Origin of the sequence: Brevundimonas sp. (assembly GCF_018608325.1) — a bacterium.
Classification (GTDB): domain Bacteria; phylum Pseudomonadota; class Alphaproteobacteria; order Caulobacterales; family Caulobacteraceae; genus Brevundimonas.
On the sequence record NZ_JABAZW010000098.1, the window covers coordinates 3,390 to 15,531 of the forward strand.

11 protein-coding genes are annotated in these 12,142 nt (G+C 63.2%); 1 reads left to right on the top strand and 10 read right to left on the bottom strand.

The features are described 5' to 3' along the window. The 6 genes from QZ281_RS09625 to cyoA all read right to left on the bottom strand — a co-directional run. Window positions 1–1,267, bottom strand: a 1,267-nt coding sequence (locus QZ281_RS09625; protein WP_292227674.1) for an ATP-binding protein, incomplete at its 3' end; no start/stop codon positions are given. Further along, complete coding sequence (locus QZ281_RS09630; RefSeq protein WP_292227677.1) at window positions 1,264–1,956, bottom strand: SURF1 family protein; 693 nt, start codon at window positions 1,954–1,956, stop codon at window positions 1,264–1,266. The genes QZ281_RS09630 and QZ281_RS09625, both read right to left, overlap by 4 nt. Window positions 1,957–2,020: 64 nt before the next feature. After that, the gene (gene cyoD / locus QZ281_RS09635) at window positions 2,021–2,404 is read right to left on the bottom strand and encodes a cytochrome o ubiquinol oxidase subunit IV (RefSeq protein WP_292227678.1); all 384 of its coding nucleotides are present in this window, start codon (window positions 2,402–2,404) and stop codon (window positions 2,021–2,023) included. Further along, a complete protein-coding gene (gene cyoC / locus QZ281_RS09640) occupies window positions 2,401–3,027 on the bottom strand; it encodes a cytochrome o ubiquinol oxidase subunit III (protein ID WP_292227681.1) in 627 nt (208 codons plus the stop codon). Before cyoC ends, cyoD begins: the two co-directional genes overlap by 4 nt. A 3-nt stretch (window positions 3,028–3,030) precedes the next feature. After that, the gene (gene cyoB / locus QZ281_RS09645; protein WP_292227685.1) at window positions 3,031–5,034 is read right to left on the bottom strand and encodes a cytochrome o ubiquinol oxidase subunit I; all 2,004 of its coding nucleotides are present in this window, start codon (window positions 5,032–5,034) and stop codon (window positions 3,031–3,033) included. A 13-nt stretch (window positions 5,035–5,047) separates the two neighbouring features. Further along, window positions 5,048–6,277 (bottom strand): ubiquinol oxidase subunit II, encoded by a 1,230-nt coding sequence (gene cyoA, locus QZ281_RS09650; protein WP_292227687.1) that lies wholly within the window; start codon window positions 6,275–6,277, stop codon window positions 5,048–5,050. 210 nt (window positions 6,278–6,487) lie between these two features. Here cyoA and QZ281_RS09655 point away from each other — a divergent pair, with 210 nt between their 5' ends. Beyond that, window positions 6,488–7,840: an MFS transporter gene (locus QZ281_RS09655; RefSeq protein WP_292227690.1), complete on the top strand. Its 1,353-nt coding sequence runs from the start codon at window positions 6,488–6,490 to the stop codon at window positions 7,838–7,840. A gap of 132 nt (window positions 7,841–7,972) precedes the next feature. On the opposite strand, the gene QZ281_RS09660 is transcribed toward QZ281_RS09655, so the two are convergent. The 4 genes from QZ281_RS09660 to QZ281_RS09675 form a co-directional block, all read right to left on the bottom strand. Beyond that, window positions 7,973–8,224: a hypothetical protein gene (locus QZ281_RS09660; RefSeq protein ID WP_292227693.1), complete on the bottom strand. Its 252-nt coding sequence runs from the start codon at window positions 8,222–8,224 to the stop codon at window positions 7,973–7,975. A 65-nt stretch (window positions 8,225–8,289) separates the two neighbouring features. Then, window positions 8,290–9,447, bottom strand: coding sequence for a rod shape-determining protein RodA (rodA, locus tag QZ281_RS09665; protein ID WP_292227698.1), 1,158 nt, complete (start codon window positions 9,445–9,447; stop codon window positions 8,290–8,292). Next, window positions 9,444–11,432, bottom strand: coding sequence for a penicillin-binding protein 2 (mrdA, locus tag QZ281_RS09670; RefSeq protein ID WP_292227700.1), 1,989 nt, complete (start codon window positions 11,430–11,432; stop codon window positions 9,444–9,446). The genes rodA and mrdA overlap by 4 nt, the downstream gene beginning before the upstream one ends. Then, complete coding sequence (locus QZ281_RS09675; RefSeq protein ID WP_292227703.1) at window positions 11,429–11,947, bottom strand: hypothetical protein; 519 nt, start codon at window positions 11,945–11,947, stop codon at window positions 11,429–11,431. The genes mrdA and QZ281_RS09675 overlap by 4 nt, the downstream gene beginning before the upstream one ends. Window positions 11,948–12,142: the final 195 nt, after the last annotated feature.

A 12,142-nucleotide genomic window follows, 5' to 3' on the forward strand; every position in this document is an offset into this window, starting at 1 on the left:
CGCCCCCGCCCGCAGCGGGATTGGACGCTTCGACCTTGCCGCCCAGCGACCGGATCACATTCATCAGCAGGAAAAGGCCCAGACCTGAACCGGGGCGATCCTTGGTCGACGTATAGGGTTTGCCCAGATCAGACAGAATCGTGGGCGCAAAGCCGGGCCCGTTGTCGCGAACAATGATGTCTAGGCTCTCATCCAAAAGACTGATCGTCAGGCCAACACGCTTGGCGCCCGCCTCGACTGCATTGTCGAACAGAACCCCCATGACCTGACGCAGCGCCGGATCGGCGATGATCACCGGGTTCTGGCTCAGTCTGTCGTGGATCTCGGTGACCACGCCGTCGCCTTTCCAGGCCTCGACTACATCGGCGACGAAGGCGCGGACCGTCGTGCGTTCCGGCGCCTGCCCCCTCGCCTCACCTGCCGACATAAGAATGCCCGTGACGATGGATTTGCAGCGTTCGACCTCTGCCCGCATGACCGCCATGTCCTGCGCCAGGTCCGCATCCTTGGTCAGGGTCGGCATCCGCTTCCAGTCGCTGAGAATCACGGACAGCGACGCCAACGGCGTGCCAAGTTCATGCGCGGCGCCGGACGCCAGCAGGCCCATGCGGACAATGTGGTCATGCTCGGCCGCCTGCTGGCGCAGGGTCGCCATTGAAGCGTCGCGTTCACGCAGGTTCTGGCTGATGCGTGTCACGAACAGCACCAGCAGCACCGCCATCAGCACGAAACAGATCAGGCTGCCCTGCAGATACAGGCTCAGCAGCGCATTCTCTCGCGCAGGCGGCAGGCTCAGCGGCAGATTGTGCAGACCCAGGCCTGCGAAACAGGCGCTGGTGATCGCGATCAAGGCCCAGGCATAGACGGGAGCCAGCAGCACCGCCCCCATCACGACCTGCATCAGGTAAAGGGCTGCAAACGGGTTGGCCGCGCCTCCCGTCAGGTACAAAAGCCACGTCAGGGCCGCCACATCAGTCAGCAGCGCCACCATCAGTTCCTGATCATCAACGCCAGAGCGTCGTGCGGTGATCGGCGCACTGATGAGATTGACCAACACAAGGCCCGCTGGCGCGACCAACAGCCAGAACAGCGGCAGCGGAATCCGCATGGCGTAGTGGACCAGCAGAATGGTCGCCACCTGCCCCGCCACTGCCAGCCAGCGCAACTGGATCAGCAGCAGCATATTCCGGCGATTGGCGCCGTCGTGCGACAGCATGGAGACGTTCCAGCCGCCCAGCCCCAACAACCGCTGCAGGTTGGTGGTCATGACCTGCGCCGACGCTCTTCGCGCAGGAACAGGCCGAACCCGACGACCGTCAGCAGGGCCATGCCGAACCAGGTCAGGGCATAGATCAGATGACTGTTCGGGAACCGGATCACTGTCAGTCCGCCCAACGGCCAGCCGCCGGGATTGGCCGTGGCGTCCGCATCAATGAAGTAAGGGGCGGCATTCGACAGGTCGCGTCGCTCTGAGATCGCCGCCACGTCACGCGAACGCCACCGGTCGGTTTGCGGCTCGTTCGCGCGAAGGAAACCGCCCTTGGGCTCAGTGATACGCAGCAGGCCGACGACCGTCTGTTCGCCCGTCAGTTGGCCGTCCGCGCGCAACGCCGGGTCGCGACGTTCGGGCGTAACGAAGCCCCGATTGACCAGAACCGTGAAGCCACGCGCATCGACCAGGGGCGTCATGACCCAAAAGCCCGCGCCTGCGTCCGTCACCGCCTGAACAAAGGTTTCGCGATCATTCTGAAAAACGCCGCGCACCGAAACACGGCGATACTGATCACCACTGCGCGTCACCGTCGCCCATTGGGCTGGTCCGGGTGCAGGAACAGGTGCAGCGTGAACCCGGGCGTCAACCTGGGCGATCAGGGCGGTCTTCCAAATCAGGCGCTGAACCTGCCAGCCGCCTAATGCCAGAAAGCCGACAAACAGCACCAACGCTGCGACTGACACGATGGTCCGTGTCAGTCGCGAACGCGGAGACTTGTCTGGTTGGGGGTCGATGATCCCGCCCCCGTCAGCCGACCATCTGCGTCATGTCATGCGTCGGCATCATGTTGGTGTTCAGGTGGTGCATGACCCAAAGCGAACCGGCCAGACAGATGAACACGATCACGATCGTGAAGATCAGGGCCAGCATGTTCCAGCCGCCCTCCGACTTGGTGTTCATGTGCAGGAAGTAGATCATGTGGACCACGATCTGCACGACAGCGAAGGCCATCACGATCAGGGCCGTAGCCTGCGCAGGCAGGGCGCCGGTCATGACCAGGGCGAACGGAATGGCCGTCAGGATCACCGACAGGACAAAACCGATCATATAGCTCTTGAACGAGCCGTGATCGTGATCGTCGTGACCGTGATGGTCGTGGTGAGCCTCGGGGGCGTGGTTGTCAGCGCTCATCGCAGCATGCCCAGCAGATAGACGAAGGTGAAGACGCCGATCCAGATGACGTCCAGGAAGTGCCAGAACATCGACAGGCACATCAGGCGGCGTTTGTTGGCGGGGATCAGGCCCTTGAACTTGACCTGAACCATCAGCGTCACCAGCCAGATGATGCCGAAGGTCACGTGCAGGCCGTGGGTACCCACCAGAACGAAGAAGGACGACAGGAAGGCGCTGCGTTGCGGCGTGGCCCCCTCATGGATCAGGTGCGCGAACTCGTAGAGTTCGATCCCCAGGAAGGCCAGGCCGAACAAGCCGGTGACGCCCAGCCAGACCAGGGTCTGGTTGATCCGGTTCTTGCCCATCGCCAGCATGGCGAAGCCGTAGGTGATCGACGAGAACAGCAGCATGGCGGTGTTCACCGCCACCAGATCCAGGTCGAACAGCTCCTTGGGTCCCGGTCCGGCGGCATAGTTGCCGCCCAGGACGCCAAAGGTGGCGAACAACATCGCAAAGATGAGGCAGTCGCTCATCAGATACATCCAGAAGCCCAGCCCGGTGCTGGAGCCTTCCGGGTGATGCGGTTCTTCCGGCAGGTGGAAGACGACAGGTTCGTCGGTCTTGATCGCGGTCGCGCTCATGGATCAGGCCTCCGTTCCGGCCAGGGCGCGGGTGCGCGCATCTTCGGTTTCGCGCACTTCCTCCACCGGGATGTAGTAGTCGCGGTTGTAGTTGAAGGTGTGAGCGATCGCGACGGCGATCACCGCCAGGAAGCTCAGCGCCGCCAGCCACCAGATGTACCAGACCAACGCCAGACCCATCACCAGGGACAGGCCCGAGATGATGACGCCCGTGCCCGTGTTCTTGGGCATATGGATCGCGGCGAAGCCGGTCTTCGGACGCTTGTATCCGCGGCGCTTCATGTCCCACCAGGCGTCGGTGTCATAGACGACCGGCGTGAAGGCGAAGTTGTAGTCCGGCGGAGGCGACGAGGTCGCCCACTCCAGCGTACGGCCACCCCACGGATCGCCCGTTTCGTCGCGCAGCTTGTCGCGGTTGATGAAGCTGACGGCGAACTGGATCAGCATGGCGATAATGCCCACGGCGATCACCGCGACGCCGACGGCGGCAATGATGAACCAGATTTGCAGCGACGGATCATCAAAGACCCGCATCCGACGTGTCACGCCCATCAGACCCAGCACATAGAGCGGGGCGAACGCCAGCCAGAAGCCGACAACCCAGCACCAGAAGCTGACCAGACCCCAGGTGCGGTCCAGCTTGAAGCCGAACGCCTTCGGGAACCAGAAGTTGATGCCGGCGAACAGACCGAACAGCACGCCTGCAATGATGACGTTATGGAAGTGAGCGATCAGGAACAGGCTGTTGTGCAGCACGAAGTCGGCAGGCGGCACCGCCAGCATGACGCCCGTCATCCCGCCGATCACGAAGGTCAGCATGAAGGCGATCAGCCACATCATAGGCAGCTCGAAGCGGATGCGGCCACGATACATCGTGAACAGCCAGTTGAAGATCTTGGCCCCTGTCGGGATCGAGATGATCATGGTGGTGATCCCGAAGAACGAGTTCACCGACGCGCCGGACCCCATGGTGAAGAAGTGGTGCAGCCAGACCAGGTACGACAGGATCGTGATGACCACGGTCGCATAGACCATCGACGTATAGCCAAACAGGCGCTTGCCCGAGAAGGTCGAGGCGACTTCAGAGAAGACCCCGAACAGCGGCAGGACCAGGATGTAAACCTCGGGGTGACCCCAGATCCAGATCAGGTTCACGTACATCATCGGGTTGCCGCCGAAGTCGTTCGTGAAGAAGTTGGTGCCGACGTAACGGTCCAGCGTCAGCAGGGCCAGAACAGCGGTCAGAACCGGGAAGGACGCCACGATCAGGACGTTCGCGCACAGCGAGGTCCAGGTGAACACCGGCATCTTCATCATGCCCATGCCGGGCGCGCGCATCTTCACGATGGTCGCAATCAGGTTGATGCCGGACAAGGTTGTCCCCACCCCCGCGATCTGAAGCGCCCATATATAATAGTCGACCCCGACACCCGGGCTGTAGCCAATGCCTGACAGCGGCGGATAGGCCAGCCAGCCTGTGCGGGCGAACTCACCCACGAACAGCGAGGCCATGACCATCACGGCGCCTGCCGTGGTCATCCAGAAGCTGAAGTTGTTCAGGAACGGGAAGGACACGTCGCGCGCGCCGATCTGCAGCGGCACGACATAGTTCATCAGGCCCGTGATCAGCGGCATCGCCACGAAGAAGATCATGATCACGCCGTGGGCGGTGAAGATCTGGTCGTAGTGGTGCGCGTTCAGGTATCCCTCAGACCCGCCGAAGGCCATCGCCTGCTGGATACGCATCATGACCGCGTCGGCGAACCCGCGCAGCAGCATGACGATGCCCAGGATCATGTACATGATCCCGATCTTCTTGTGGTCGACCGTGGTGAACCACTCTTTCCAGAGATAGCCCCACAGTTTGAAATAGGTCAGCGCGCCCAGCAGGGCGACGCCGCCCAAGGCGACGACGATCATGGTCACGACCAGGATCGGCTCGTGTAGTGGCAGAGCTTCGAGCGTCAGGCGCCCGAAGATCAGCGGTATGAGTTGGTCAGCGTTCATAGACTCTGTTCGCTCAGGCGGTGGGGGCGGAACGGACGTCGGTCGAAACCGGCCCCGTGGCGACTGGGTTGCGGGCGATGGAGGACAGCGAGGCCATGGGCACGCCCTGCGGCGTCAGGCCCTGCCCTGTCATCCGCGCCAGGCTGACCGGCGCAGAGATGTTGTCCAGTTCAGCGCGGCGGATGCGGTCGGCAGCGGCGGCTTCAGCCTGCAGCGGGGTGCAGATCGTCATGACGTAGCTGTCGTTCGAACCGAAATAGGCGGGCGACTTACCGCGACCGGCGTACTTGTCGTAGACCAGCGGCATGGTGTTGCGCACCGAGGCCATGTTCAGCCCGCCGCGCTTGTCGATTTCCATCATCTCGCCCATGCACATCTTGCCCGGCTCGACGCACATGTTGAGGACCGCGTCCCACAGCGCGCCATCGACGCGCGAGAAGTGCATGACCGGCACCTTCTCGCTGGGCTTTTCCAGCTCCAGATAACCGTCACGGTCCAGCGAACGGCTGTCGCTGCGAACGTCGGCGATCCACTTGTCGAACCCGGCTTCATCCAGACCGTGGAACTTGAAGCGCATGTTCGAGAAGCCGTCGCCGGAATAGTTGGCCGAGAAGCCGGTGTATTCGCCCGGATGGTTGATCACGGCGTGCAGCTTCGTCTCCATGCCCGGCATGGCGTAGATCTGGCCAGCCAGAGCGGGGATGTAGAAGGAGTTCATCACCGACGAAGAGGTGATGTGGAAGCGGATCGGACGATCCACCGGCGCCGCCAGTTCATTGACCGTGGCGATCCCGTATTCCGGATAGATAAACAGCCACTTCCAATCCAGTGCGACCACATTGACCTGCAGCGGCTCGACCTGTTCGCTCGCGGCCTGACCGGGCTTGATCCGATCCAGCGGACGGTACGGGTCCAGAAGGTGGGTTCCGGCCCAGGTCACAGCGCCCAGGAAGACGATGATCAGCAGCGGCGCGCCCCAGATCGCCACTTCCAGCGACGTGGAGTGATCCCAATCCGGGTCGTACTCCTTCTCAACGGCCTTGTTCGATTCCCGGTACTTGTAGGCGAAGAAGACCACCATCCCCATCACAGGGATGACGATGACCAGCATCAGAAGGGTGGAGAAGACCAGAAGGTCACGCTGCTGCGTGGCGATATCGCCAGCAGGATGAAGCACGACCATGTTGCAGGCCGACAGCAGGGCCACGAGGGGCGCGAGCAGGAGTAGGCGCAGACGGCGCAAGGCGGATCCAATCGAAAAGCGTCGGGCAAGGGGGAGGCGCCGCGACGGTTGGCGTTCGAATTGGCGGCGATAGTCAGCTTCGATCTGGAACGACATTGGACAATCTGTCCTATCCTCTCAGCGCGACTTTCGTCGCAAAGGCCGCGCGATCATAATGCGGCAATACGCCGTCGAGTCTAAACCCTAGTTTCAAACGGAGCGACTAAGCCCATGTCCGCCTCGACGACCCCTTCGTCAGAGTCGCTGGAACGCGACGCCGCCGCTATCAACTCGCATCACGGCAAAGTGGATGCAGGCGAAATCGCCATCGGCGTCATTATTGGCAGAACCTCCGAGTTTTTCGACTTCTTTGTGTATGCGATCGCCTCCGTGGTCGTGTTCCCGCAGTTGATCTTCCCGTTCGTTTCGCCGGTTGAAGGCACCCTGCTTTCCTTCGCGGTCTTTGCCCTCGCCTTCCTGTTCCGTCCGCTTGGCACGGTCATCTTCATCGCCATCGACCGCAAGTTCGGTCGCGGAACCAAGCTGACCGCCGCCCTGCTGTTGCTGGGCACCGCCACTGTGTCGGTCGCCTTCATCCCCGGTTTCGAGTCGATCGGCATCTGGGCGCCGATCCTGCTGGCCATCACCCGCATCGGCCAGGGCATCGCTCTGGGCGGCACCTGGGACGGTCTGGCCTCGCTGCTGGCCCTGAACGCGCCGGAGAAGCGTCGTGGCTGGTACGCCATGATCCCGCAACTGGGGGCGCCGTTCGGCCTGCTGGTCGCCTCGTCGCTGTTCGCCTTCTTCCTGAACACCCTGTCAGCGGCGGACTTCCTGGACTGGGGCTGGCGCTATCCGTTCTTCGTGGCCTTCGCGATCAACGTCGTGGCCCTGTTCGCCCGCCTGCGCATCGTGGTGACGCCCGCCTTCCAGAAAGCGTTTGAAACCAAGGAACTGCAGCCTACGCCGGTGTCGCAGGCCATCCGCGAGGAAGGCCCCCGCATCTGGATCGGCGCTTTCGCCCCCCTGGCCAGCTTCGCCATGTTCCACATGGTCACCGTCTTCCCGCTGTCGTGGGTCTTCCTGTTCACCAACGAGACGCCGGTTCGCTTCCTGCTGATCGAGATGGTCGGCGCCGTCTTCGGCCTGATCGCCATCCTGGCTTCCGGTATTCTGGCTGACCGTTATGGCCGTCGCACCCTGCTGGCCGTCACGGCCGCCGGTATCGCCGCCTTCTCCGGCTTTGCCCCGCAACTGCTGAACGGCGGCGCGGCTGGCGAACTGACCTTCATGATCTCCGGCTTCATTCTGCTGGGTCTGTCGTTTGGTCAGGCGTCCGGTCCTGTGGCTTCCAGCTTCAGCCTGACGAACCGCTACACCTCGTCCGCCCTGACGTCGGATCTGGCCTGGCTGTTCGGCGCAGGTTTCGCGCCTCTGGCCGCTCTGTGGATCTCCAGCCACTTCGGCCTGATCGCAGCCGGCGCCTATCTGCTGTCCGGTGCGGTCTTCACCCTGCTGGCCCTGTGGCTGAACCGCGAACTGGCCGGCAGCGCCGCTGACCGCCCCAGCAAGCGCGCCGCCTAAACAGGCAGTCACGAGCTGAAAACGACGACGCCGCCCGCTGATCCAGCGGGCGGCGTTTTCGTGTGTGCTCAGGGTCGGCGAACGGCCCAACGTCTGTCTTCAGAACAGGCGGCTGATCTTCAGCACCCTGCCTTACTCCTCGTCGGCAAACGGCGGCGGCAGTTGCCCGGACTTGAAGATGATGGTGGGCTGCTCGTCGTAGTCCCCTAACTCCGTATCCGCAGACACAGCAAAGGCCACGACGCCAAGACGCAAGGGCGCCAGCCGTTCGGCCTTGCGCCGCGCCTCCTCCGCATCCTTGCAGCCGACCTGCGGCTCAGCGCGAAGGGCCTTGCCCCTGCCCTGCACGTACGACTGAATGATGTAGACGGTTTCGGTAGCCATTCGCATCCAAGGGGCCTGTTCGGAGCAGAGGTCAACCGCCCTGCTCCGAACAACAGCTTCAACCCTTAGATCAGGCCATGCCCCTTGGGCAGTTCGGCATAGCGGTGGACGCGTGTGGCCATGACCAGGCCAAAGCCGATCATCACCGTCAGCATCACTGTCCCGCCGTAAGACAGCAACGGCATGGGCACGCCCACGACCGGCGCCAGCCCCATCACCATTGCGCCGTTGATCAGCACATAGAGGGCGAAGGTCGCTGTCACACCAGACGACGCCAGCCGCCCGAAGTGGCTGTGCGACAACGAGGCGATCCGCAGCGAAATCAGGATGATCCCGGCATAACAGGCCAGCAGGGTGAACGAGCCCAGAAACCCGAACTCCTCGGACACAGCCGAAAAGATGAAGTCCGTTTGCTTCTCAGGCAGGAACTCAAGCTGGCTCTGGCTACCCAGACCGAACCCCTTGCCCAGCAGGCCGCCAGACCCAAGTGCGATCTTGGACTGCATGATGTGATAGCCGGTGCCTGACGGATCGGCCTCAGGATCCAGGAATGTCAGCACCCGGTGTCGCTGGTACTCGTGCATTCCGAACATGACATAGGGCGGCACAAAGGCGACGCCTGCGGCGACGACAGCGCCGATAATCTTCCAGCTCAGGCCCGCCATGAACATGATGGCCGCGCCCGTCAGGCCGATCAGCATGGCCGAACCCAGGTCGGGCTGGTGCGCCACCAGCAGGAACGGCAGGCCGATGATGCCGATGGGGAAAATCAGCTTCCAATGGAAACTGGCCTCCTTGGCCGAGGCTCCGTGATACCAACGCGCCAAGGCCAGCACCACGCCGATCTTCATGATTTCGGACGGCTGGATGCGCGTGAAACCGATATTCAGCCAGCGCGTCGCGCCCATGGCCGTATAGCCCAGCCCGGGAATCTCAATCAGCGCCAGCATGATCAGCGCCAGCCCGTAGATGGGATAGGCCATCGAAAACCAGTAGCGGATGTTGATCATCGACAGGACCAGCATCAGCGCCAGACACATGCCGAAGCGGATCATGTGTTTTGCGGCCCAGGGCGACCAGGAGCCGCCGCCGACCGAATACAGCATCAGGCCGCCCGTACCAGCGACGACGCAGATCAGCGCCGCCAGACGCCAGTCGATCTGGGTCAGTTTGGTCGAGAAGCGCTCACGCTCTCCGGGACGTGAAATGGCCGAAGCGGTCACTGTGTGATCTCCGGCGGAGGCGCCGCGACGTCGACTTCCGGGGCGTCGATGGGTTCCCCCCGCGCCTCAGCCTCCCGCACGCCCGCGTCTTCGGGGGCTTCAAAGCCTGCATGTTCGATGCGGGCGCGGATGTCCGGGTCCTTCAGCAAGGCGACTTTCATCACCTCGCGGGCGCGCGGCGCGCCTGCGGTGCCGCCGCCAAGACCGCCGTGCTGAACAATCACGGACACCGCATAGCGAGGATTGTCGGTCGGAGCATAGGCGATGAACAGGTTGTGGTCCTTCTGCGCCCAGGGACGCCCCGCGCCCTTGCGAGAACCAGCGCCATAGTTCTGAGCCTGGGCCGTGCCGGTCTTGCCCGCCATGCGGACGGCGCCCAAGCCCAACTGGCTGTTGCGGAAACCGGTGCCGCCGACGTCCGTCACCGCCTCCATGCCGTCACGAAGGACTTTCAGCATTTGCGGGTCATAGGCCAGATCGGCGAATGGCGTGCCCGCCTTCTGCTCGACACCGCCGATCGACTTGATCAGGCGCGGCATGACGGCCTGACGGCCATTGGCGATGCGCGATGTATAGACGGCAAGTTGCAACGCATTGACGTTCAAGGCGCCCTGCCCGATCCCATAGCTGGGCGTCTCGCCGGGATACCATTTGCCGTCGCCACGCACAGGGTTCCGACGCCGCCACTCGCGGTCCGGCACCAGCCCCGCCTTTTGCCCCGTCAGGCCAATATCGAAAGTCTGGCCGAAGCCCAGGTCGCGCGCCGTTTCGGCGATGGCGTCGGGACCGAACTCGGTCGCGATCGTCATGAAATAGACGTTGCAGGAGTTCTTGATCGCGCCGCGTAAATCCTGTGCGCCATGCCGTCCCAGGCAGGCGAAGCGACGCCCCAGGAAGAAGCTGCCATTGCAGACGACCCGGCGGCTGGGGTCCCAGCCACGCTTCATGGCCGCCAGACCCACGACCGGCTTGAACGTCGAGCCAGGCGCGAAGGTGCCGCCCAGCGCCTTGTCCAGCAAGGGTCTGCGCTCATAGTCGGCCAATGCACGATAGGCCTTGGACGGTATGCCCGAAACGAACAGGTTCGGGTCGAACGACGGCGACGACACCATGGCCAGAATGTCGCCGTTGCGCACATCCATGACGACGCAACTGCCGGATTCTTCGCCGAAGACCTCAAGGGCGCGGTTCTGGATGTCGGCGTCCAGCGTGAGGATGACTTCCTGCCCCTGCACAGCCGGACGCGATCCGCCGATGTCTTCCGCGACGACGCGGCCACGAGCATCGACCTCGACCCGATTGCCGCCCGCCTGACCACGCAGGTCCATATCCAGGGCCTTTTCGATGCCCTGACGACCAATGCGGAAACTGGGGTTGTACAGCAGGGCTGGCGGCTGCTGTCCCTTGTCGCGAATGGCCTGAACGTCACGATCCGAGACCTTGGCCACATAGCCGATGACGTGCGCGAAAGACCCGCCGAACGGATAGTATCGCGCCTCGTTCATGTCAGCCATCACGCCCGGCAGTTCGGGCGCATACTGATTGACCTTGGCGAACTCCTCCCAGGTCAGGTCGCTCTTGACCGGGACCGGGTTGAACTTGGACGCCGCATTGACCTCGCGGATGATCGCACGGCGGCGATCCATCGTGTCCGGCAGAAGCTGGCCCAGCAGATCCAGCGTCTGATCCAGATCCTTGGTCTCGTCACGCACCACCAGAACGCGGAAACTGGGCCGGTTGCCGGCGATGACCACCCCGTTCCGATCCTTGATCACGCCCCGCGGCGGGGGGACCATGCGGAAGTTGAACTGGTTCTGCGATGACAGGGTCGCATATTCCTGCGCCTGAACGATCTGGAGCTGAGCCAGTCGTCCGACTAGGGCCATGATGCCAAGGCCGCTAAACCCGCCGAACACGAATGTCCTGCGCAGGAACGAGCCCTGGCGTTCATTGACGTCGGAAAAGAAGATCGATGGTTCGCTCATCGGAACCTCGTGTCACTGTCGTCGAAACGCTCCAGCAGCCAGTCGACCGCCGGATAAAGCAGCAGCGTGGGCAGAACCTGAAGCACCAGCGACAGGATGGCCGGCGGATTGCCCGAACGCATGGCCACGATCAGATAGGCCATAAAAAAGGCGCCCAATGTGCAGGCGGCATACCAGGCGAAACGGATCAGCCCTTCATGCCCGGCGATCAGGTTTCTGGCGAACAGAACCGTGCAGTACACACTCATCAAGGCCAGCGACCACAGGCCCATAGGCCCTTCCCAGAACAGATCCAGAAAGACGCCCAGGCCGAACAACACGGCTGGCGCAATCATCGACGGCCGGATCAGGGGCCAGCAGAAGGCCAGCACCATGGGGATCACCGGCTCGGGCAACCGCAGCCCGAAAAGCTGGACCGGTATGCCGAGGATGATGGTGGCGGCCATAACCGCCAGGGCCGGATAGACAATCCACTGAAGAGGTCCAACGACGCGGACCGCGGTAGACCGTTTCACGGGGCGCCTGCCGGGGCTGGGTCAGGTTGCGCGGGCGCAGGCGCCGTGGCGGGGGCCGCCACAGGCGCCGACGGCTGTGTCGGACGCGCTGCGGGGCGCGGCGTCGGCGCGTTGGCTGCAGGTGTCGAAGGTGCGGGCGCCGGTGTGGGCGCATTCGCCGCCGCCGCTGCTGCAGCAGCGCGCGCTGCCTGAGCC